The sequence below is a fragment of the Trinickia sp. Z7 genome, from assembly GCF_056498045.1.
Map to the genome: position 1 here is coordinate 52,404 of NZ_JAUEQW010000021.1, position 23,105 is coordinate 75,508.

Sequence of the window (23,105 nt, forward strand, 5' to 3'; positions counted from 1 at the left end):
TGCGCCCCGTGCAATACGGGGGCAACCCTTGGAACTGCGTCTTTCATAGGGCAAGCCGGCGCCGTAGCTGAGACGGGCCTTTTCGGCTCGCCGATCTACTTGGCCTGCATTAGCCCGTATTGCGCAGTCCGGCGGCAATGCCGTTGATCGTCAAATGAATACCGCGCCGCAACCGCGTATTCGTATCGCCCGCGCGGTGTCGCTTGAGCAATTCGACCTGCAAGTGATTGAGCGGGTCGAGATACGGAAAACGGTTTTTGATCGAGCGGGCGAGCAACGGGTTGTCGGCGAGCCGCTCGTCCTTGCCGGTGATCTCGGACAGTGCGTGCGACGTGCGCTCCCATTCCGCCACGATCCGCTCGAACACGTGCTTACGCAACTTCTTGTCCTGCACGAGTTGGGCATAGCGCGAGGCGACGGCCAGGTCGGTTTTCGCGAGCACCATGTCCATGTTCGAGAGCAGGGTCGAAAAGAACGGCCAGCTCTTGTACATTTTTCGCAGCATGGATAGCCGCCGCGTGCGTTCGGCTTCGCTGGCGGCGCCCTCCAAATGCGCCGCGACGGCGCTGCCGAAGCCGTACCAGCCCGTCAGCAGCAGGCGGCACTGACCCCACGAGAAGCCCCATGGAATGGCACGCAGATCTTCGATGCGGCGATTCTTCGGGTCTTGCAGCTTGCGCGACGCGGGACGGCTGCCGATGTTCAGCTCCGCGATTTCCGAGATCGGCGTCGAGGAAAAGAAGTAATCGGTGAAGCCCGGCGTTTCGTAGACGAGTGCCCGGTAAGCGGCCATGGCCGCATCCGACAGCGACTGCATCGTTTCCTCGAAGGCCGCCAGGTTTGCCGGTGCGTTGCCTTGCGGCAGCAGCGACGCTTCGAGCGTGGCCGCGACGACGGTCTCGAGATTGCGCCGGCCGATCTCGGGATTGCCGAACTTGCTCGCGATGATTTCGCCTTGTTCCGTCAGGCGGATCTGACCATTCACCGTACCCGGCGGCTGCGACAGAATCGCTTGGTAGGTCGGGCCGCCGCCGCGGCCGACCGTGCCCCCGCGGCCGTGGAACAGCCGCAGCGTGATGCCGCGTTCGCGAAACAGCCCGACGAGCGCGAGTTCCGCGCGATAGAGTTCCCAGTTCGACGTGAGAAAACCGCCGTCCTTGTTGCTGTCGGAATAGCCGAGCATGACCTCTTGCTCGCCGCCTTGATGCTCGACCAGCGCTTGAACGCCCGGTAAGGCGAAGAACTCTCGCATGATGACGGGCGCGTTGCGCAAGTCGGCGATGGTCTCGAACAACGGGATCACCATCAGCGCATTCTTCGCCCCCGCGCTATGCGCGTCGCGGCCGAGCGTGCCTTCGAGCAAGCCCGTCTCCTTCTGCAGCAACAGCACTTCGACGAGATCGCTGACCGTCTCCGTATGCGAAATGATGTAATTGCGTACGGCCCGAGCGCCGAACCGCTCGCGCGTTGCCCGCGCCGTTTCGAGCACGCGCAGCTCGCTCTGAACGAGCGGCGAATACTCGAGGTACGGTGAGCGCAGCAGTCGCGGCTGCTCGAGTTCGGCAAGCAGCAGGCTCAGCTTGTCGGCCTCGGACAGCGAGGCGTAATCGCGTTCCACCCCGGCGCGCGCGAGCAGCTCGGCGATCACGGCTTCGTGCACGTCCGAGCTCTGGCGCAAGTCGATCGACGCCAGATGGAAGCCGAAGATCTGCGCGGCGCGCGCCAGCGGCGCTAAGCGCGGCGCGGCGAGCGAGGCGCCATGATGCGCCGAAAGGGAATCGACGAGCACGTTCAGGTCGTGGGCGAACGCTTCGGCGTCGGCGTAGGGGGCGGCATCGCGATTGACGCCGCTGCGCGTATGCACGAGCCCTTCGCCTAGCAGTGCGCGCGCCGTCGCGGCTAGGCGCGCGTAGACGCCGATCAGCGCGCGCCGATACGGTTCGTCCACGCGGTGCGGCGAATGATCGGGCGATGCGGCGGCGAGCGCTTTGAGCGCGTCGCTCGCGCCCGCGAGCAAGTTCGACACCGACAGCTCCGCGCCGAGCGCGTGCACTTCTTCCAAGTAGTGCTCGAAGATGACGGCCGCTTGCCGCGTGATGGCGTGTTCGAGCGTGGCCGCGGTGACGTTCGGGTTGCCGTCGCGGTCGCCGCCGATCCAACTGCCCATTTGGAAAAAGGCGGGCACGTGGGCGGGCGCGCCGGTGTGCTCGGCGAGCGCCGTTTCGATATCGTCGTAGAGCGCCGGGATTTCGTTCAGGAACGTGGCGCGGTAATACGACAGGGCGTTTTCGATTTCATCGGCCACGGTCAGGCGCGAATCGCGCAGCATGCGCGTCTGCCAAAGCGTCGTCACGCGTGCGCGCAGCATGGCTTCGTTGGCGGTCCGTTCGCGCTCGGTCAGCGGCTGGTCGCGCTCGGCCAACAGCCGCGCGATGTCGTGCTGTGCATCGAGGATGCTCTTGCGCTGCACTTCCGTCGGGTGCGCGGTGAGCACGGGCACGATCAGTGCGTCGTCGAAAAAGCGCTTGAGCGCGGCGGCATCGAGCGCGCCGTTCGACGCCAGGCGGCCGAGCGCATAAGCAACGGTGCCCGCCTGCGGTGCCGACCCCGCGAGCGCGTGGATGCGGCGGCGGCGGTTGTGATGGCGATCTTCGGCGATGTTGGCCAAGTGCGAGAAGAAGCTGAACGCGCGCACGACGCTGACGGTCTGCTCGGGTTCGAGCGCGCGCAGTTGCTTTTCCAGCGCCTGCGCGGCGCTCGTGTCGTCTTCGCGCCGGAATTTAACGGCGCTTTGGCGAATCGTCTCGACCACGTCGAATACGGCGTCGCCTTCTTGTTCGCGCACGACGTCACCTAGCAGGCGGCCGAGGTAGCGAATATCTTGAAACAACGGCTGATCTTTGTCTTCGCGGCCGCGGCCGGCCGGTTTGGAGGGAGCCGGGCGGTTCGCGCCGTTACTACGGGCGCCGGCCTCGGCCGCCGCGGCGGCGCGCGCAGCGGCCGAGGCGGGGGACTTGGCGGATGAGCGGGGCGATGCATCGTTGCGGCGGGCGGTGCGCGCCGATCCGGAAGACGTCACGGTGGGTTCCTCAGTGATGCCAGAGTGAAAGGGACAAACGGCAGACAGCTACAAACTGACGAAAACGACTGCAAAGGTGCTGGCGCGCCCTAGATTCCGGCGGCGCGGCGCTCGTGGCGATGCGTCCGGATGCCGGCGGCGCGCGGTGGACGCGGCCGGGCGCCGGCAAGCGCAAAAATGGGGCAAGGCGTGCGTGCTACCATTTCTCGATATTCGATCCCGTCCTTCCAAGTGTTGACTTATGAATTCCGAGACGCTTACAGCCGCACCGCCTACCGAACTCGTGATCGCCTCGCGAGAGAGCCGTCTCGCGATGTGGCAGGCCGAGTTCGTCCGCGATGCGCTGCGGAAATTATATCCATCTTGCGACGTCCGAATTCTCGGAATGACGACGCGCGGCGATCAAATCCTCGATCGCACGCTCTCGAAGGTCGGCGGTAAAGGGCTCTTCGTCAAAGAACTCGAGAGCGCGCTGGCTGACGGCAGGGCCGATCTGGCCGTGCATTCGCTCAAAGACGTGCCGATGGCGCTGCCCCAAGACTTCATGCTGGCCGCCGTCATGGAGCGCGAAGACCCGCGCGACGCGTTCGTCTCCAACGATCACGACTCGCTCGATGCGCTACCGGCAGGCAGCGTCGTCGGCACCTCCAGCCTGCGCCGCGAAGCCATGTTGCGCACGCGCTATCCCCAACTCGTGGTCCAGCCGCTGCGCGGCAACCTCGACACGCGGTTGTCCAAGCTCGATCGCGGCGACTACGCGGCCATCATTCTGGCAAGCGCCGGCTTGAAACGGCTCGGCCTGGCCGCGCGCATCCGCGCTTGGCTCGATGTCGAGACGAGCTTGCCGGCGGCGGGGCAAGGCGCGCTCGGCATCGAAATTCGTGCCGGACGGCCCGAACTCCAAGCGTGGCTGGCGCCGCTCGAGCACGAGCCCACGCGGCTGGCGGTCGAGGCCGAGCGCGCCGTCTCGCGCGCGCTCGGCGGCAGTTGCGACGTGCCGCTCGCCGCCCATGCGAGGTGGCAGGGCGAGCGCATGTCGCTGGCGAGTTGCGTCTCCATGCCGGACGGCAGCCGCGCGGCCTTCGCCGAGGCTTGCGCGCCGGTGGCGAGCGAGGCCGAGGCGATCGCGCTGGGCGACACCGTTGCGCGCTCGCTGGTTGCGCAGGGCGCACGCGCCGTCGTCGACGAGCTCGCGGCCGCGCGCGGCGCCGAGCCCGCCGTCTGAGACGACGCTCCGACCGTGACGAGCGTCGAACGAGGCTGCGTCGAGACGACCGAGCGCACCGACCCGCCGCGCTTCACGGCGGTATTGACGCGCCCGCCGGGGCAGTCGGCCGAGCTTGCCGCCGCGCTCGAGCGCGAGGGCATCGCGGCGTTCGATTTTCCGCTGATCGAGATCGCAGGAGCGCAAGACGCCGCCCCGCTGCGTGCGGCGCTGGCCGCGCTCGATCGTTACGCGTTGGTGGTGTTCGTTTCACCCAATGCAATCGATCGTGCTTTGGATACCGCGCCGGGGCTGTCGTGGCCTGCGGCCGTTCCCGTCGCCGTGGTGGGGCCGGGCAGCGTGGCTGCATTGGCGCGACGCGGGATCGCGCCCCCGGCGTATCAGGTCATTGCACCGAACGGGGCGCAGGCCCAGGCCCCGGCTGCGGCCGATGTCCGGGCCGCGATGGACGAACGCCGCACCGGCGCCACGGCGCCGGTAACACCTGCATCGACGGCAAGCGCGCCTGCCGGCCCAACGGCGGCGGCGAGCGAGGACGGCAACGGCGATGCTGCCGCGCGCTTCGACTCCGAGGCGTTGCTTGCGGCGATCGAAGAACGGCTCGGGCTCGCCTCGTTGAACGGACGGCCCGTGCTGATCGTGCGCGGCGACGGAGGCCGCGAGTGGCTTGCCGATCGCCTGCGCGAGGCGGGTGCGCGGGTCGAAGCGGTCTGCGCCTATCGGCGCATCGTGCCCACGCCCCCTGCCGCGGCGTGGGCGCGCGTGCGGTCGCTGCTACGAGGCGCGCCGCATGCTTGGTTGCTCACGAGTTCGGAGGCCGTGCGCAACCTCGATGCGCTCGCGCGCGCACAACTGAGCGAAGACGAGCGGCTCGCGTTGCTGCACGCGCCGCTCGTCGCGCCGCACCCGCGCATCGCCGAGACGGCGCGCGCGATCGGTTTTGATACGATTACGGCATCGGGCCCCGGCGATGCTCGCATCCTCGGAGCATTGCGCGCCTTATCCGCATCGTCTCGCGCCTCCCTCGAACAACCGGCCCCGGCCTATTTCTCGACCCATCCGCGCATGACTGATACGAACCAAGAATCGGCTTCCTCGTTCCCGCCGGCCCCGCCGCCGCCCTTCCCGCCGTTGACTCCGCCGGCCTACGACACGCCGCGCCGCCGCCGGGGCGGCCTCGTCTGGATCGTCGTCGTCTTGCTGGCCGTCGCGACGGGCGTGGCTGCTTTCGCCTTCAATCGCAAGCTGGATCGGCTCGATGCGCGGCTTGCGGCCCGGCAGCAGGCGCTCGACGCCCAAACGGCCGAGTTGCGCGTGAAAACCGAGCAGGCCGTGGCGACGGCGCACCAGGCCGATACCGAACTCACGCGGTTGCAAGGCAAGCTTGCCGATGCGCAGACGGCCCAGCAGGCCCTCCAACAGCAGTACCAGGACCTCGCGCGCAATCGCGACGATTGGACGCTCGCCGAGGTCGAGCAGATGCTCTCGAGCGCCAGCGAGCAACTGCAGCTCACCGGCAATACGCAGCTCGCGCTGTTCGCGCTGCAAAGCGCCGATACGCGCCTGGCGGCCTCGGCCAGCCCTCAGGCAGCCCTCGTGCGCCGTGCGATCGCTCAGGACATCGACAAGCTGAAGGCGGCGCCGTCGACCGACTTGACCGGCCTTGCGATCAAGCTCGACGATGCGATCGAGCAAATCGACACGCTGCCCTTGCTCGGGGAAGCGGCGAACGCGCATGCCGGGTCTGCGCCCGGCGCATCGGCCCCGGCCGCCGCGAGCGCCCCGACCACCGGCGAGTCGCGTCTCGCTCACTGGTGGCATAGCTTCTCGAAAGCGGCCGCGGGCGAGTTCAAGAGCCTCGTGCAGGTGCGACGGCTCGACAATGCCGACGCCATGCTCAACACGCCGGAACAGGGCGAGTTCATCCGCGAGAACGTGAAGCTGCGCATGCTCTCGGCGCGCTTGGGCCTGCTCTCGCGCAACTCGGCGACGCTCAAGTCCGATCTGCAAGCGGCCGACGCCGCGCTCGCGCGCTACTTCGACGGCGCATCGAAGCGCACGCAAACGGTCCGCGCGCAGGTCAAGGACGTGATGCAGGGCGCCGCCACGGTCGAAGTGCCGAACATCAACGCGAGCCTGCAGGCCGTCCACAACTACAAGAGCCGGGGCTGACGATGACGATCCGAGGACTCGTATGGCTCGCGTTGCTGTTCCTGCTTGCGGTCGTGTTGGCTACGGTGGGCCATTTCGACGCGGGACAGGTGCTGATCGTCTATCCGCCGTACCGCGTCGATGTCTCGCTGAACTTGGTCGTCGTCGGCACGATCGCCTTGTTCATCGTGCTGTACGCGCTCATTCGCATCGGACGCAATGTATGGACGATGCCGCAGCGCGTCGCCGCCTACCGCGTGCGGGCCAAGGAAGCCAAGGCGCATGCGGCGCTGCGCGAGGCCATCGGCAATCTCTATGCGGGGCGCTTTTCGCGCGCGGAAAAGGCGGCTCGCGAAGCGTTGTCGCTGCAGGCGAATAAAGGCGCGGCCGGCCTCGTCGCGGCCGTGGCCGCGCATCGGATGCGCGAATACGTGCGCCGCGACGAATGGCTCGCCGCCATCGATTCGCCCGATTGGCAGGACGCGCGCTTGATGGCGAGCGCGGACATGCGTGCCGACGGCCGCGATCCCGAAGGGGCGCTCTCGGCGCTCACGGAGATGCAAGCGCAGGGCACGCGGCGCATTCACGCGCAGCAAATCGCGCTGCGCGCGCAGCAGCAATTGAAGAACTGGGCCGAGGTGCTCAAGCTCGTCAAGACGCTCGAAAAGCGCGAAGCGCTGCATCCGGCCGTTGCGGTGCGGTTGCGCCAGCAGGCTGCGGAAAACCTGCTGCGCGACCGCCGTCACGATGCCGATGCGCTGCTCGCGCTATGGCATTCGCTCGCGCCGGCGGAGCGCCAATCGCCGCGGCTCGCCGATCTGGCCGCCGAGTTGCTGATCGCGTTGAACCGGCAGCAGGAGGCGCGCAAGATCGTGGAAGAAGCGTTGACGCACAACTGGGACGCGCGGCTCTTGCGCCGCTATCCGGAAACCGCGGCCGACGACGCCTTGCCGTTGATTCAAAAGGCGGAAGCATGGCGCAAGGAGCGCCCGGAGGACCCCGACTTGCTGTTCGCGCTAGGCCGTCTGTGCCTGCACCAGCAGTTGTGGGGCAAGGCACAGTCTTTCCTCGAATCGGCGCTGCGCCTGGCCGAGGACAACGACGCGCTCGTGATCCGCACGCATCGCTCGCTTGCGCGCTTGTTCGAGCAGCTAGGCGATACGGCGCGGGCAGGCGAGCACTATCGTGCGAGTGCGCTGGCGATGAAGATCGTGTGATCGTCGGGTGGCCGCGCGCGGCGTTCGCCGGCGTTCAGCGGCCGCCTTTTCACGCGTTTCTGAAGGCGAAGGCGCCGATGTTGTCCGCGGAGAGCGGCAGGTTGTTCATGGGATGTTTCGGATTGGTGACGAGGTATTCGGCCAGCTTCTTCAGATCCATAAAAACGACGTCCTTATTGACGTCCGCGGAATAGTCATGCCTCGACCTCGATCCGACTTGGGCCAACCCGATCACCTGCTGATTCCGGTTGCGCAACGATAGCTCTTCGCCGAAGAGGCAACTTGTCGCGAGATCCTTGCTGAACGGCCCGTCGCCGTCTTGGTTGTAGACGGCGGCATCCTTGAAGCCCATACCCTCCGCATCGGCCCTCGAAATGGGCCGCAACTTGCCGAATGCCGCGCAGATCTTGTCATATCGGCGCGCGCCCGCGTCAACGCCGACGATCGTTACAGCACCGGGGCCGCGGTTCGCGGCGCGGCGGCCGCCCGGGCGGGCTCGCCCTGTTCTCGCGGCCCATCCTCGCCGGCGCCGAGCGAAGCTTGCCGCGACGCACTCGATCTTCTGAAAGGGCGCGTGAAGAAGCCGAGCACGGAAGATCGCTCTCGCCTGACCGAAGGACTGCCGCCGCCCGCCTCGGGACTGCGTGCCGGGGTTGCGTTGCCGGTGGGTTCCGGCAACGGCGAAGGGTTGCGAGCTGCTCTATTGATTCCGGGCATGGCGCGTGACTCCTCTAAGCCGAATTTCGTGAGTAGGATCGCAGCCTACTTCGCGAAGTATCGTGAAATCGCGCTCGGCGACGAAAACCGAACGCCGCAGGCGAAGAGGGTCGTCGCGCGCCGCCTATTTGTTCACGAGTCGTGCCGGCACACCGAGCGCGAGCGCGGCGCCGAGCACCATGAACGCCGCGAGCATGTACATGCCGGAGTCGTTCGCCCCCGTGACCTGCTTGAGCCAACCCACGGCATAGGGGCTAAGAAAGCCGGCGAGATTGCCGATCGAGTTGATCATGGCAATGCCCGCGGCTGCGCCCGCACCGGCGAGGAACGCGGTGGGCAGGCTCCAGAACAAAGGCAGCGACGTAATGATGCCCGCGGTGGCAAGCGTGAGCGCCGCCATCGCGAGTGCCGTATCGTGCGCCCACGTGACGGAAAGCACGAGCCCGAGCGCGCCCGCAAGGCCCGGCAGCGCGACGTGCCAGCGGCGCTCGCGGCGTTTGTCCGCGCTGCGCGCGACCAGCACCATGGCGACGACGGCCACGGCGAACGGAATCGCCGACAGCAAGCCGATCGCGAAAACGTCCTTCACGCCCGTTGCCTTGATGATCGTCGGCAGCCAAAAGCTGACGCCATACAGCCCCATCACGAACGACAGATAGATGAAGCTCATGAGCCAGACCCGGCCGCTCGCGAGCACAGCCAGCAGCGGCAATTCCTCCTTGCCCGCATCTTCGGCGCCGATGTTGTGCGCCAGCAAGTGCTTTTCTTCCGCGCTGAGCCACTTCGCATTGTCGATGCGATCGTCGAGCATGAAGAAGACGGCGACGCCTGCGATCACCGAAGGCAGGCCTTCGAGCAGAAAGAGCCATTGCCAGCCTTGCCAGCCGTTGGTCCCGTCGAACGTTTTGAGGATATAGCCGGAGACGGGGCCGCCGACCACGCCCGAGAGCGCGACGGCCGTCATGAACCACGTCGTCATGCGACCGCGCCGATGCGCGGGATACCAGTAGGTCAAATACAGGATGATGCCGGGGAAGAAGCCCGCCTCGGCAAGCCCCAGCAGGAAGCGCATCGCGTAGAACATCGTGGGCGTCGTCACGAACATCGTCAGCGCGGAAATGGCGCCCCACGAAACCATGATTCGGGCGATCCACAGCCGCGCGCCGACGCGATGCAGAATCAGGTTGCTCGGGATTTCGAACAGAAAGTAGCCGAGAAAGAAGATGCCGGCGCCCAGGCCATAGACGGCGTCGCTCAAATGCAGTGCGGAAGCCATTTGCAACTTGGCGAAGCCGACGTTGACGCGATCCAGATAGGCGACGAGATAGCATACGAGCAGCAGCGGAAGAAGCCGCCACGACACCTTGCGGTAGGTGGCTTCTTCGAAGGTCGAGGCGGGCGCGCCGGCGCCGGGCATGGCGACCGGATCGAGGGGGTTGGGGCTGGCCATATGGTCTGTCTCCTCTTCGTTATGCGAATGTGATCGTGAGGTGAAACTCGGGGCAAGCTATCAGACGCAGCGACCGCCGTCGACTTCGAGGCTCACGCCGGTGATGAAGGCGGCGTCGTCGGAGGCGAGATAGAGCGCAGCGTTGGCCACGTCCTGCGGCGTCGAAAAACGGCCGAGCGGAATGCCGGCCAAAAACCGTTGGCGGTTCTCAGGGGTGTCTTCGCAACCCATGAACTCGGTGAGCAGCCCCGTTTCGCCGATGACCGGGTTCACGCAGTTCACGCGAATGCGATCGGGGCCCAGTTCGGCCGCGAGCGCTTTGCTGGCGACGATGACCGCGCCCTTGCTGCCGTTGTACCAAACGAGCCCGGGGCGCGGACGCACCGCGGCCGTCGAAGCGATGTTGACGAACGCGCCTGCCTTTTGCGTGCGGAAATACGGCACGAAGGCCTGCACGCTCCAATAAATGCTCTTCACGTTGACCGCGTAGACGCGATCGAATTCGGCTTCCGTCACTTCCATTACGGGCTTGTTTCGATGCGTCGTGCCGGCGTTGTTGACGACGATTTGCACGCTGCCGAAGTCCTCGAGCGCCGCTTCGCGCAGGGCGTGCCAATCGTCGATCTTGGTCACGTCGCCGGCGACGAAGATCGCGCGGCCACCGGCCAGCGCGATCTCGCTGGCGACGCGCTCGGCGGCCGCGCCGTTCAAATCGTTGACCACGACATTGGCGCCTTCCCGCGCGAACGTCTTCGCAATCCCCTCGCCGAAGCCGGAGCCTGCGCCGGTGACGACAGCCGTCTTGCCTTGCAATCGCATGATGTCTTCCTCCTGGCCTCGCGGGCCTGCTTGTTTGGTGTCGTTCCGTTGCGACGCGATCGAACGGCGTTGCAGTGCGGCGCCCGTGCTTGGCGGGCGCTATCCGCCTGGACTGCCGGCACGCCCGCGCGCTGGGTTCGCCCCGCTGCCCTAGCCGTGCCGGATCGCGATCGTCTTGAGCGTCGTGAAACTGTAAAGCGCTTCGAAGCCTTTCTCGCGCCCGTGTCCCGATTGGCCCGTGCCGCCGAAGGGCAGTTCGACTCCGCCGCCTGCGCCGTAGTTGTTCACGAAGACCTGGCCCGCGCGCAGACGCCGCGCGAGGCGCAACTGACGCGCCCCGTCGCGGGTCCAGACGCCCGCGACGAGCCCGTAGCGCGTGCCGTTCGCCAGCGCCAACGCTTGGGCTTCATCGTCGAACGGCGTAGCGGCGAGCACAGGCCCGAAGATTTCTTCTTGGGCGATGCGGTGTTCGGCCGGGACGTCGACGAAGAGCGCGGGCGCTTGATAAAAGCCGCCGCGCGGCGCATCCGGGGCGATCTGGCCTTGCGCTGCGAGGCGGACGCCATCGCTTCGAGCGTCGGCGACGTACTTCGCGACGCGCCCATGCTGCTTGGCGTTGATGAGCGGACCGCAGTCGAGATCGAGCGCGCTCGGGCCTACGCGCAATGCGTTGAACGCCGCGCAGAGGCGCTCGACGAGCGGCGCATAGATCGCGCGCTCGATCAGTACCCGGCTACCCGCGGAACAGGTTTGCCCGGCGTTCTGCACGATGGCCGCCATCAGCATGGGCAATGCCGCGTCGAGATCTGCATCGGCGAAGACGATCTGCGGCGATTTGCCGCCCAGCTCGAGGGTGACCGGCGCGTAATGCTCGGCGGCCAACTGCGTGACGAGCGTGCCCACGCTGGGCGAGCCCGTGAACGAAATATGGTCGACGCCTGGGTGCCGCGCGAGCGCTGTGCCCGCCTCGGCGCCGTAGCCCGTGACGATATTGAGCACACCGGCGGGTAGACCCGCCTCCGCCGCCAGCGAGGCCACGCGCAGGAGCGACAAGCACGCATCCTCGGATGGTTTGACGACGCAGGCGTTGCCGGCGGCGAGCGCCGCGCCGACGCTGCGCCCGAAGATTTGCATCGGATAGTTCCAGGGCACGATGTGCCCGGTGACGCCGTGCGGCTCGCGCACGGTCATGACCGTGTAGCCGGCTTGATAGGGGAGCGTCTCGCCGTGGAGTTTGTCGCACGCGCCGGCGTAGAACTCGAAGTAGCGCGCGAGCGCGGCGGCGTCGGCGCGCGCTTCGCGCAGCGGCTTGCCGGTGTCGCGGGCTTCGAGACGCGCGAGTTCGTCGCCGTGGGCCGCTATCAGCATCGAGAGCCGAAAGAGGATGCGGCCGCGTTCGGCGGCGCTCGTGTGCCCCCACGTACCCTCGTAGGCTGCCCGGGCCGCGCGCACGGCGGCATCGATATCGGCCGCATTGCCGCGCGCAATGTGCGAAAAGACCTGGCCGTCGGACGGATCGATCACGTCGATCGACTCCCCGCTTGCGGGGGAGGTCCAGTTGCCGGCGACGAAGTGCTGCGCGTCTTCCATTCAGAGCTCCTGTCGGGGTAGCGCGAATCAGAACCGTCAGTCGTAACGTTACGCGACGGTGATTATGGCCCTGATCCGCCGCAAAGTGGGTATGCGCCGCTCGGCTATAATGGCGCGCAATGCTTGCCGCCCGCGCTGGCGGCCTTCGCCCGGCGAGCCTGCGCCCAGTTTCGGCCGTGCGCGCACGTATGCGGCGGTTGCGGCCGCTCCGAGCTTCGGCGTCGCGCGCCTACGTTTTCCCGTTTCCATTTCGTCAAGAGAACGCCATGAGCTTCAATCACGTCCCCGCGGGCAAGGATCTGCCGCAAGACTTCAACGTCGTCATCGAAATCCCCGCGCAAAGCGATCCGGTCAAATACGAAGCGGACAAGGAACTGGGTCTGCTCGTCGTCGACCGCTTCATCGGCACGGGCATGCGCTATCCGGTCAACTACGGCTACATTCCGCAAACGCTGTCGGGCGACGGCGATCCCGTCGACGTGCTCGTGATCACGCCGTTCCCGTTGATTCCGGGCTGTGTCGTGCGCTCGCGCGCGCTGGGCATGTTGCAGATGACCGACGAATCGGGCGTCGATGCGAAGCTCGTCGCGGTGCCGCACGACAAGCTGTGCCCGATGACGGCGCACATGAAGTCGATCGACGACGTCCCGGGCTATCTGAAAGATCAGATCAAGCACTTCTTCGAGCAATACAAAGCGCTCGAGAAGGGCAAGTGGGTGAAGGTCGAGGGTTGGGCCGACATCGACGCCGCCCACAAGGAAATCACCGAAGGCGTCGCGAACTTCAAGAAGTGACGCGTGTAGGGCAGGTTACGGTTGTGCGAGCGCGTCGGTATCGGCGGGCTCGCTCCCGCGTCCTGCCGCCCCGGAATCGGGCAGCACCGATTCCAATGTACGCGCGCCGGCTGCAAGCGCACGCTTGTCGGCCGGCGAGAGCTGCTTGACACGGTATTCGGCGCGCAAGGCGCTCGAACGGTCGGCTAGCTCGAACGACGCGAGCAGCGCAATGGGCTTGCGCGCGCGCGTGTAGCGGGCGCCCTTGCCGCTCACGTGCTTGGCATAGCGCGCATCCACGTCGGTCGCGATGCCCGTATAGAGGCTGCCGTCCGCGCATTCGATCAAATAGAGAAACCAGGCCATCGTCGATTGAGTGGCGGTTGTGGGGGCGAGATTCCGATTTGCGAAATTGTATGTCAAGCTCGGGCTCGTTCGGAAAGGCGGAGCCGACGCATCACCAGAAAATGGTGCTGGTGGACTACGAGAGCCCCGCAGACGCGGTCGGGTTCGTCATGGGCCATAACACGCTCGATGCGTATTGGGACCGCGACGACCACAGCACCATCCGCATGCATCCGCAGATGGGCGTTGCGGTACCCATCCCCGGCAAGACATCTCTAGCCGCGTGACCGGCCCCATTCTCGACTATCTGAACCGGAATTTTTGCGAGGCGTGGGACGATGCGACCGGGCAGAGGCTGACTCGGGCGCGGCAAGACCTGGCGCGCCAGTTAGCGCTGCGCCGCGACTTCGATACGCCGCTGATGGCGCAAATACTGCGCACCCAGTCACAGCACCAAAAGCAGGACATCAAGGCGTTGTACCTAAAAGCCGTCAACAATACGGCCAACTTCGTTTACATCGAAAACCAGTATTTCCGGTTCCCGCCGCTGGCCGACAAGCTCAAAGCGGCGGCGAAGGTCCAGCTTGCGTGGGGACGCGATCCGGGCAAGCACGGTCCCCTGCGCTTGTTCGTCGTCACCAATTCGAACGATGAAGGCATCGGTCAGGGAACCGTCAGCACGTATCGAATGTTGGAAGCGCTCGGGCGGGCCGACACGATTCCGGGTGTGGCCGCGCTGGAGCGCGAGGACGTACGTCAGGCGCAATTGCGCAGCCAATACGCCGAAGCATTGTCGCAGCAGCAGCAGGCCAACGACGCGATCATGGGCACGTACGAAATGCAGCAGTACGCCGACACCGACGCGCTGCGCAAACAGATGACCGACGCGCAACAAAAACTCGAGCAGGCAAAGGCGAAGCGGGCCGCGCTCGAGACAGAAATGAAGAAGCCGCCTGAAAAGACCATCGTGCCGACCGACATTCCCGGCCTGAAGGTACACGTTTGTACGCTGGTCGCGCCGGACTCCCCGCCAGACAAGTGGGACTACGTGTACGTGCATGCGAAGCTGATGATCGTCGACGACGCGTTCATGACCTTGGGGTCGGCCAACGTCAACATGCGCAGCATGGAAGTCGACAGCGAGCTCAACATCTGCCACGAAAACGGCGAGGTGGCGTCGTCGCTGCGTAAGCGGTTGTGGGGGATTCATACGCGGCCCCACGTGAACACGGGGAACACGGACAATGGGAAGGCTGCTAGCGACGATGTGGCGGAAGCGTTTAATGCTTGGGGCAAGATAATCGTGCAGAATGCGACGAATGAAGGCAGCAAGCTCGCTCCTATAGCGTCACTCGTCGGCTTTATGCGTTCATCGCCCTCTCGTAGTTACCTGGATTGACTCGTGAATAGACGCATTTTCGTCGTATTGCTGGCGAGTCTGATCTGCGCCTGCACCCACAAGGAGGACCGGTTGGCTTCGCTACCCGACATGAGCGCCGTACGCGCCAATCTTGCGTTTACCTGTGTGCATGAGGCGGACCATTTGCCCTCGCTCGATGCCGACGCGGACCGGCTGTTTCAGTACGGGTGTTATCTGCAAAAGAAAGATGGCGAAAAGAACTTCAACGACATCGCACGATATTATCGGATCGCCGCCGCGTACGGGCATTACAAAGCGAACCAAAACTTACAGTTGCTGGTGTCTCAGGGCTTCGCGGATTCACCGGATGCACCCCAGGAAACGATCGATCTCGCTGCGCAACTGGTGAATCAAGGCGTGCCGGGTGGCTATTACGACATCGGCCATTATCTTGAGTTGGGGTATGGTCTGAAGCAGGATACGGAAATGGCCTTGCGCTACATGCGCAAAGCGGCGGACTTGGGAAATTCGGACGCGCAATACTATGTCGGGCAAAAGCTTGCGCCGATCGACAACGCCCCCGCGATTGCTCGGCAGATGTGGCAATGCGCAGCGGATCAAGGCCACGGCAAAGCGGCGATGACTTTGGGCGTCGATTTAAAAACGGGAAAACGTTATCCCGAAGCTGTCAAAGCCTTCCAACAAGGGGTGGAGTCGGGGGATACGTTGGCGGCTTCATTCCTGGAAGATGCTTTCGACAATGCTCCTCCGTCTGATCAATTGAACTACATGGCGCTCCCGAACGACCCGGAACGCTCGCGCCGCTATAAATTGATCGGCAAGTTCATCGACGAAAACGACGGGCGCAATCCGAAAGTCCCCGACGTCGACAAGATCGTGCCCCTGCCGCCGGCACCGCTCCCCGCATGGGACGGCACCTTCCAGTGGGAAGAGGAACAGGCTGCAGCCGTACCGCCGCAAAAACCGTCCGACGAGCTGATCAATCGCTTGAGCCAAGAGAAGCACCTCGATCCAAGCACCGGGCTGCCATTGGCAAAGCCCGAGCATGTCTCCAAGACGGAGCAAGAAAGCGTGCCGCCTGCCGAAACGCGCCTACCGGTCGGCACCATCGCGCAAACCGGCGAGCTCTGCCCGCAGCGCGGGGTGTGGCGTGCGAGTCTGCCGAAAGGCACGGTGGCGGACGCCGAGTACCGCTTTCCGCAGGGCGTGGAGCTGCCATCGCTGATGGTTTATCGGCCGCGCGCGTTCGCTTGGTTAGACGATCGGATGGGGGTTCGCAAAGAGACGGTGGCGGTCGCGTGGCGACTGGTCGGCTACATCGACGAGGCGTAGCGCTGCGAATGACGGCGTGCAGGCACGTCGGCCGTGCCGCATCTTCTCTCACGACCGCTTCCGGAACGGTGGTGCTCGCGTACCGCGTATTTATAGGCCCTATGCGTTTGTCGCCTTCTCGTAGTTACCTGGATTGACTCGTGAATAGACGCATTTTCGTCCTCTTGCTGGCGAGTCTGATCTGCGCCTGCACCCGCAAAGAGGACCCGTTGGCGGCACTACCCGACATGAGCGCCGTACGCGCCAATCTTGCTTTCATCTGTGTGCACGAGGCGGACCGTCTGCCGGCGCTCGCTCGCGATGCGGACCAACTGTTCCAGTACGGGCGCTATCTGGAAAAGAAAGACGGTCCAAAGGACTTCAACGATATCGCCCGCTACTATCGAATTGCGGCCGCGCACGGCCACTACAAGGCGAATCACAATCTGCAACTGTTTGTGTCGCAAGGGTTCGCGGATTCGCCCGACGCGCCCAAGGAGTCCGTCGATCTTGCCGCGCAATTGGTCAACCAAGGGATACCCGGCGGCTACTATGACATCGGCCACTACCTCGAGCTCGGATACGGTCTGAAACAAGATACCGAGATGGCTCTGCGTTACATGCGCAAGGCGGCTGACCTCGGCAACCCGGACGCGCAATACTACGTCGGCGAAAAGCTCGCGCCGATCGATATCGCTCCCGTAATTGCGAAGCAGATGTGGCGGTGCGCTGCAGACCAAGGACATGGCAAAGCGGCAAGCACACTAGGCGTTGATCTACAAGTCGACAAGTTTTATCCGGAAGCGGCAAGGGTCTTCCAACAAGGAGTCAAATCCGGAAGCCGGCAAGCAGCGTCCTTCCTGGAAAATGGCTTCAACGTCCCTCCGGGGAGTGAGGCGTTGTACTACATGGCACTCTCACAGGACCTCGAGCGTTCCCGTCGCTACAAGCTGATCGGCAAGTTCATCGACGAAAACGACGGCCGCAATCCCAAAGTCCCCGACATCGACGAGATCGTGCCGCTGCCGCCCGCGAAACTCCCCGCATGGGATGGCACCTTCCAGTGGGAAAAGGACCAAGCGGCGGCCGTGCCACCGCAGGAGCCGTCCGACGACCTGATCAAGCGCCTGAGCCAAGCAAAACACCTGGATCCGGCTACCGGCCTGCCGCTGACCAAGGCCGATCACGCTGTTTCCGCGTCAAATCCCCGCTAGCGCTTCCTAAACGGATCATGGTCGCGCAGTTCGTCGAAATGCGCATGGACGAGGTTCGATTCGTTTTCCAGAAAGCGGGCCACGGCGTCCGAATAGGCGGGATGGGCGAGCCAATGCGCAGAATGCGTGACTGTCGGCATAAAGCCGCGCGCCATCTTGTGCTCGCCTTGCGCGCCGCCCTCGAACACAGCGAGTTTTTCCTCGATGCAAAACTCGAGCGGCTGATAGTAAGCCGTCTCGAAGTGCAAGCACGGCACATGTTCGAGAGCGCCCCAATAGCGGCCATATAACGCCCCACCCGACGCGTCGCGCTGATAAACGATCAGCGAACTGGCGATGGCGCGCCCCGCGCGCTCGGCAATGACGAGCAACAGATTCTCGGGCATGCTTTGCCCAATCATGCGAAAGAAATCGAGATTCAGATACGGCGACGAAAAATGCTCCCGATACGTCTGCCGATAACAACGATTGAAAAAACGCCAATCGGCGTCGGTGGCGTCCTCGCCGCGCACGCGCCTGAATGTGATGCCGGCTTCACGCACCTTGCGTCGCTCGGCGCGAATGTTCTTGCGCTTCTTTTGTTCGAGCGTGGACAGAAATTCGTCGAAGTCCCGATAGCCGTCGTTGAGCCAGTGAAACTGGATGCCTTCGCGCCGCATCATGCCTAGCGCTTCGAGCGTGTCCGCTTCGTATTCCGTGGGAAAGAGCACGTGCAGCGACGACACATCCGACTGCTCGGCCAGCGCCACGAGCGTGGCCGCCAGCCGGCTGCGCGCTTGGTCGTCGACGGCGATGAGTCGCGTCCCTTGCACGGGCGTAAAAGGCACGGCGCAGACTAACTTGGGATAGTACGCGAGCCCGTTGCGTTGATAGGCATCGGCCCAAGCCCAATCGAACACATACTCGCCGTAGGAATGGTGCTTGACGTAAAGCGGCGCCGCGGCCACGAGCGCGCCCGTTTGCCCATCGACGAGCGTCACGAAGCGCGGCGCCCAACCCGTTTCTTCGGTCGCGCAGTTCGTCAACGTCAACGCGCTCAGAAACTCATGCCGCAGAAACGGCGTAGGCTGAGGCTGGCGCGCGACGAGCGCGTTCCATTCGCTCGCGTCGACCTCGAGCGGCGAAGCGAGTAGCCCCATGCGATAATCGATGCGTTCCTGTTTCAACTGTCGTCCGACTGTGTTCTTCGGGATGGCGCGATGCGCAAATGTCGCGTTGCGCGCCTGTCGTTTATTTCGCCGAGTCGTCCGGCCGCCACGGCCGCTTGCCGCGCACTGCCATGAATACCCGTATTGCTCTAGCACAAATCAACGTTACCGTCGGCGATTTCGCCGGCAATATCGCCAAGATCGCCGAGGTCGCACGCGCCGCGCATCGCGATGGCGCGCAGCTCGTCATCACGCCCGAGCTCTCGCTGTCGGGCTATCCGCCCGAAGACCTGCTGCTGCGCCCCGCCTTCTACGCCGCCAGCGCGGCGGCGCTTGCCGAGCTGGCCGAGCAACTTGCGCCGCTTTCCGGGCTGCGCGTGATCGTTGGTCACCCGCACCGCGCGGCGGATGCGGCGCGCCATGCCGAAAGCGCCGCGGCGAGCGGTCATGGTAATGCAAACCGGCCAATCGAGCGCGGCGCCGAGCCCGTCGACACGTATAACGCGGCTTCGCTGATCGTCGACGGCAAGATCGCAGGCACGTATCTGAAGCAGGATTTGCCCAACACCGAAGTGTTCGACGAAAAGCGCTATTTCGCGTCCGACACGACGCCGTTCGTTTTCGACCTGGACGGCGTCAAGTACGGCCTCATCATCTGCGAAGACGCCTGGCATGCATCGGCGGCGCAAATGGCGAAGGCAGCCGGCGCACAGGTATTGTTGATCCCCAACGGGTCTCCGTTTCATCTGAACAAGGAAGCGACGCGCGTCGACATCGTTCGTGCACGCATTGCGGAAACAGGTCTTCCGATCGTCTACGTCAATCTCGTAGGAGGGCAGGACGAACTCATTTTCGACGGCGGCTCGTTCGTCCTCGATGCGCAAGGGCAGATGGTGGCGCGCATGCCACAGTTCTTGGAAGGGCACGCCATCGTTCAATTTGATGGCGCCCGTCCTGTGCGGGGCGAGGTCGCGCCCGCCGAATCGCTCGAAGCGCAAGCGTACGCGGCGCTGGTGCTCGGCGTGCGCGATTACATCGGCAAAAACGGGTTTCCGGGCGCGATCATAGGCCTGTCGGGCGGCGTCGATTCGGCGCTCGTGCTCGCGATCGCTTGCGACGCGCTCGGCCCGGAACGCGTGCGAGCCGTGATGATGCCCTCGCGCTACACGGCCGACATCTCGACCTCGGATGCGGCGGAGATGGCCCGACGCGTGGGCGTGCGCTACGACGAGATTGCGATTGCGCCGATGATGGACGCATTTGGCGGCGCGCTTGCGAGCGAATTCGAGGGTTTGCCGCAAGATGCCACGGAAGAGAACATTCAGGCGCGCATCCGCGGCACGCTGCTGATGGCGCTCTCCAATAAATTCGGCTCGCTCGTGCTGACGACCGGCAACAAGAGCGAAATGGCGGTCGGCTATTGCACGCTGTACGGCGACATGGCGGGCGGTTTCGCCGTCATCAAGGACATTGCGAAAACGCTCGTCTATCGCCTGTGCCACTACCGCAACGGCGCGACGCAGTTCGCCAAGCGCGACGTGATTCCCGAGCGCATTCTCACGCGCGCGCCATCGGCCGAATTGCGCGAGAACCAGACCGATCAGGACAGCCTGCCGCCCTACGAAGTGCTCGACGCCATCATGCGCATGTATATGGAGGAGGACAAATCGCTCTCCGACATCGTCGCTGCCGGCTATGCGCCTGCGGATGTCACGCGCGTCACGCGTCTCATCAAGCTGAACGAGTACAAGCGGCGCCAAGCGCCGATCGGCATCCGCGTGACCCATCGCGCGTTCGGGCGCGACTGGCGCTATCCGATCACCTCGCGTTACGCGGAGCCCATTCAAGCGTAAATGCGCCGCGCCGCGGCGCGGGCCGGCTCGCGGCTGCCGCGGCGTAGAATCGCTTCATCCGTTCGTCCATTTGTTCGTTCTCAGTTCGTTGATCTTACGAGGCACGCTATGAAACGCATTACCGCCATCATCAAACCGTTCAAACTCGACGAAGTGCGCGAAGCGCTGGCCGAAGTGGGCCTGACGGGGCTGACGGTGACCGAAGTGAAGGGGTTTGGCCGCCAAAAGGGGCACACCGAGCTTTATCGCGGCGCCGAGTACGTCGTGGATTTTCTGCCGAAGGTGAAGATCGAGGTGGTGGTCGCCGCGGCTCAGTGCGATCAAGTGATCGATGCGATCATCGGTGCCGCGCGCACGGGCAAGATCGGGGACGGCAAGATCTTCGTGACCGAGGTCGAGCGCGTGATTCGCATCCGCACCGGCGAGGAAAACGAGGCAGCGGTTTAGGGACTTCTCGATAGCCTAGCGCTTAAGCCGCGGCGAACGAAGACGCGATAGAGGGGGGGGCGCGGCGGCTGGAGCAGCCGCTTGCTTGGCGAGCTTCGCGGGGCGAATGCGCAATTCGCTCGTCGTCTAACCGCTGCGTCGGAAAGCTAGAACAAAAAAAACGGTGCGACGCCCTGACGGGACACCGCACCGATACGCGCCTCTCGCAGCAGCGTGAAACTGTAGAGCTGATTAAGTCTGTTCTTTTAGGCTACGCCGCTCGTTTAGAACGAGTGCTGAATACCGGCGTAGACGCCCGATTGGCTGTGGCCGGCCATGGGGTTTTCGATGTTGCCCGTGCCCGGCTGGTTCGCGTTCAAGCTGAAGTTCGCGTTCTTGCTGTTGCGGACCGTTGCGATCTGGAGGTCGAGCAGCGTGCGCTTGGACAGGTTGTACGTGCCGCCGATCGTGTAGATCGTCGCATTGCCGGCGCCGTTGTTGCCGTTCACGTGATAGACGGCTGCAATGGCTGCTGCAGCCGGCGTTGCTTGCCACGTGATGCCGCCCCACTCATGATCGAGCGTCGACGGAACGCCAGGAACTTGCGCGGAGATGCCCGACGTACGGATCGCTTGGTAAGCGCCTTGAATCTTGAACTGGCCGAGGAACACGTTCACAGCCGCCGTGTATTCCCGCGAGTAATTGAACGCGCCGGTGTTCGCCGCATTGCCGCCGGCAGCAACGGTGCCGTTGAGCTGACCGTTCGCCGGATCGCGGATCTCGTCGTACATACCGCGAACTTGGAACAGCGAATTCGTGTACGTGATTTGCAGACCGGCTTCGCGGCCTTGGCCGTTCGCGTTGTTGCCGTTCCAGGCGGTCGCGTTCGACAGCGCGTACTGGCCGTAGAAATCGAACCCGTTCCACTTCGGCGATTGATATGCGAAGTTGTTGCTCGACTGCGGCCAATTGCGGCCACGCACGAGCGACGCCGACGACCAGTTCGACTGACCGAACGGATCAAAATCCCACACGCCGTTCGAAATGTACAGCATGCGACCCATCGAGAACGTACCGTAGGTGTCGTTCGACAGACCGATGGTCGCCCACCGATTGAAGAGGCTGCCCGGACCCGGGCCATTGCCGTTCATGGTGTTGAACGAGCCTTCCAACTTGAACAGGACCTTGTTGCCGCCGCCAATGTCTTCGGTGCCCTTCATGCCCCACAGGCTGGTGCCCCAGTCACCGCTTTCCGCGCGCCAACGCGACGTCGAACCGCCGGCGCCGTTTTGCAGGCCCGTCTGATACTCGAGGCCGGCATCCAAACGGCCATACAGCGTCACGCTGCTTTGTGCGTGCGCGATGACGCCAGCCGACATGAGCGCCGCGGCGAGCAATGCTTTCTTCATCTTCTCCTCCATTACCCTGTCAAAAGTGAAGCCACTACTGCGAATAGCGCTCGGGCGAGAGCATCGCCCGAACGGGAATCTTGTTCTGTAGGAGATCCATCGGAACGCTCGAGGGCCAGCTGCGGGCTTGGTGGGCCGTTCGCGCTGCGCTCGGGTTCGAGGCCGCTCGTCGGGCGGTGTCTCCTCGTTTGAAGTAAAACTACATTTGTGGAACTTTGTTTTGCTACTTTGGTTACTAATTTAGCAAAAATACATTCCAGTCGCCAAGCAAATCGTAGTCTCGCTAGCAGATGTCTCTAAATTGCCATATTCAGATGGTGGGACGGCCGGCCGCGGCAGGCCGGAGTGCCTTGTGGGACGATGGTGCAGCAATGGACTCACATGTTGTGCAACGAGGTGGTTGAGGATTTTGTGTATTGACGAAAAATATTGGCGAGGGTAGGGAAAATGCTTCGCTGTGAGCGTCGTGTTCATGAAGTGTGCGAGCTCTGGTGCGCACGCTTGGCGGTCTGTCGTTCGCTTTGGAGGTTCTTGGACGGATGCCGTGGCCTCGGCGGCGTTGTGTGGACGCAACCCTGGGATTCTTCATAGAAGGTCGAGTCCGCGACCTACCTTCACCTGCTTTGCTTCGATTAAAATCGCGCCCAATAAAAACGCAAACATGTCTGAGAGGGCCGACTTCCATGGGATCGCATGTGCTGTCCGAAACCGCCTTCGCGGGGGGCGGACAAAACGGTCGTTTGATTCGCCTCGATACGCCCTTGGGCGACGATTGGCTGCTGCCTTTGTATGCGAAGGGCCGGTCTCGATTGGGCCGAGATTATGAATTCGTCGTGGATGCCGCCTCGGTAAAAGGCCGCGAGATCGATTTGAAGGCGCTGATTGCGCAGCCGGTGACGTTGTGGCTGCAGCAAGCCGACGGCTCGTATCTGCCGCATCACGGCTATGTGAAAACGTTCTCGCGGTTGGGTAGCGACGGGTATCTCACGTTTTACCA

At 64.1% G+C, this 23,105-nt stretch carries 17 protein-coding genes and 2 pseudogenes; 11 read left to right on the forward strand and 8 right to left on the reverse strand.

Translation table 11 applies throughout. The features are described from left to right. Positions 1-109 precede the first annotated feature (109 nt). Entirely contained in the window at positions 110-3,079 is a 2,970-nt protein-coding gene (gene ppc / locus QQS38_RS24205; RefSeq protein ID WP_479647884.1) for a phosphoenolpyruvate carboxylase, read from the reverse strand. 241 nt (positions 3,080-3,320) lie between these two features. On the opposite strand from ppc, the gene hemC reads away from it, so the two are divergent. From hemC to QQS38_RS24220, 3 genes are read left to right on the forward strand one after another with little or no spacing between them, the layout of a single operon-like run. After that, positions 3,321-4,304 carry a hydroxymethylbilane synthase gene (hemC, locus tag QQS38_RS24210; protein ID WP_479647885.1) on the forward strand — a complete coding sequence of 328 codons (984 nt, stop codon included), beginning with the start codon at positions 3,321-3,323 and terminating at the stop codon, positions 4,302-4,304. A 15-nt stretch (positions 4,305-4,319) separates the two neighbouring features. Beyond that, positions 4,320-6,476 (forward strand): fused uroporphyrinogen-III synthase HemD/membrane protein HemX, encoded by a 2,157-nt coding sequence (gene hemDX / locus QQS38_RS24215; RefSeq protein WP_479647886.1) that lies wholly within the window; start codon positions 4,320-4,322, stop codon positions 6,474-6,476. 2 nt (positions 6,477-6,478) lie between these two features. After that, positions 6,479-7,672, forward strand: coding sequence for a heme biosynthesis HemY N-terminal domain-containing protein (locus QQS38_RS24220; RefSeq protein ID WP_479647887.1), 1,194 nt, complete (start codon positions 6,479-6,481; stop codon positions 7,670-7,672). Positions 7,673-7,721: 49 nt separating this feature from the next. On the opposite strand, the gene QQS38_RS24225 is transcribed toward QQS38_RS24220, so the two are convergent. The 4 genes from QQS38_RS24225 to QQS38_RS24240 form a co-directional block, all read right to left on the reverse strand. Continuing rightward, a complete protein-coding gene (locus QQS38_RS24225) occupies positions 7,722-8,270 on the reverse strand; it encodes a hypothetical protein (protein ID WP_479647901.1) in 549 nt (182 codons plus the stop codon). A gap of 243 nt (positions 8,271-8,513) precedes the next feature. Then, a complete protein-coding gene (locus QQS38_RS24230; RefSeq protein WP_479647888.1) occupies positions 8,514-9,839 on the reverse strand; it encodes an MFS transporter in 1,326 nt (441 codons plus the stop codon). A gap of 60 nt (positions 9,840-9,899) precedes the next feature. Beyond that, positions 9,900-10,658: an SDR family oxidoreductase gene (locus QQS38_RS24235; RefSeq protein WP_479647889.1), complete on the reverse strand. Its 759-nt coding sequence runs from the start codon at positions 10,656-10,658 to the stop codon at positions 9,900-9,902. Between the two features lie 150 nt (positions 10,659-10,808). Next, positions 10,809-12,248 carry an aldehyde dehydrogenase family protein gene (locus QQS38_RS24240; protein ID WP_479647890.1) on the reverse strand — a complete coding sequence of 480 codons (1,440 nt, stop codon included), beginning with the start codon at positions 12,246-12,248 and terminating at the stop codon, positions 10,809-10,811. A 266-nt stretch (positions 12,249-12,514) separates the two neighbouring features. Between QQS38_RS24240 and ppa the strand changes: the two genes are divergently transcribed. Continuing rightward, on the forward strand, positions 12,515-13,042 hold the full coding sequence (ppa, locus tag QQS38_RS24245) for an inorganic diphosphatase (protein WP_277429821.1): 528 nt from the start codon (positions 12,515-12,517) through the stop codon (positions 13,040-13,042). A gap of 15 nt (positions 13,043-13,057) precedes the next feature. Here the strand turns inward: ppa and QQS38_RS24250 are convergent, their stop codons facing one another. Next, positions 13,058-13,387 (reverse strand): GIY-YIG nuclease family protein, encoded by a 330-nt coding sequence (locus QQS38_RS24250; RefSeq protein WP_479647902.1) that lies wholly within the window; start codon positions 13,385-13,387, stop codon positions 13,058-13,060. 50 nt (positions 13,388-13,437) lie between these two features. Here QQS38_RS24250 and QQS38_RS24255 point away from each other — a divergent pair, with 50 nt between their 5' ends. The 4 genes and pseudogenes from QQS38_RS24255 to QQS38_RS24270 form a co-directional block, all read left to right on the forward strand. Next, positions 13,438-13,653 carry a hypothetical protein gene (locus tag QQS38_RS24255; protein WP_479647891.1) on the forward strand — a complete coding sequence of 72 codons (216 nt, stop codon included), beginning with the start codon at positions 13,438-13,440 and terminating at the stop codon, positions 13,651-13,653. Continuing rightward, a complete protein-coding gene (locus QQS38_RS24260; RefSeq protein WP_479647892.1) occupies positions 13,650-14,765 on the forward strand; it encodes a phospholipase D-like domain-containing protein in 1,116 nt (371 codons plus the stop codon). Before QQS38_RS24255 ends, QQS38_RS24260 begins: the two co-directional genes overlap by 4 nt. Before the next feature lie 3 nt (positions 14,766-14,768). Continuing rightward, positions 14,769-16,079: an SEL1-like repeat protein gene (locus QQS38_RS24265; RefSeq protein ID WP_479647893.1), complete on the forward strand. Its 1,311-nt coding sequence runs from the start codon at positions 14,769-14,771 to the stop codon at positions 16,077-16,079. A 140-nt stretch (positions 16,080-16,219) separates the two neighbouring features. Beyond that, a pseudogene (locus QQS38_RS24270) lies at positions 16,220-17,248 on the forward strand (SEL1-like repeat protein); the annotation flags it as partial. Between the two features lie 20 nt (positions 17,249-17,268). Here QQS38_RS24270 and QQS38_RS24275 read toward each other — a convergent pair. Continuing rightward, the gene (locus tag QQS38_RS24275) at positions 17,269-18,438 is read right to left on the reverse strand and encodes a GNAT family N-acetyltransferase (RefSeq protein WP_479647894.1); all 1,170 of its coding nucleotides are present in this window, start codon (positions 18,436-18,438) and stop codon (positions 17,269-17,271) included. A 113-nt stretch (positions 18,439-18,551) separates the two neighbouring features. Here QQS38_RS24275 and QQS38_RS24280 point away from each other — a divergent pair, with 113 nt between their 5' ends. Beyond that, positions 18,552-20,273 (forward strand): NAD+ synthase, encoded by a 1,722-nt coding sequence (locus tag QQS38_RS24280; protein WP_479647895.1) that lies wholly within the window; start codon positions 18,552-18,554, stop codon positions 20,271-20,273. 108 nt (positions 20,274-20,381) lie between these two features. Continuing rightward, complete coding sequence (locus QQS38_RS24285) at positions 20,382-20,720, forward strand: P-II family nitrogen regulator (protein WP_102649078.1); 339 nt, start codon at positions 20,382-20,384, stop codon at positions 20,718-20,720. A gap of 263 nt (positions 20,721-20,983) precedes the next feature. On the opposite strand, the gene QQS38_RS24290 is transcribed toward QQS38_RS24285, so the two are convergent. Beyond that, entirely contained in the window at positions 20,984-22,108 is a 1,125-nt protein-coding gene (locus QQS38_RS24290; RefSeq protein WP_479647896.1) for a porin, read from the reverse strand. A gap of 683 nt (positions 22,109-22,791) precedes the next feature. Between QQS38_RS24290 and QQS38_RS24295 the strand changes: the two are divergent. Further along, positions 22,792-23,105 (forward strand): annotated as a pseudogene (locus tag QQS38_RS24295) (type VI secretion system tip protein VgrG); the annotation flags it as partial.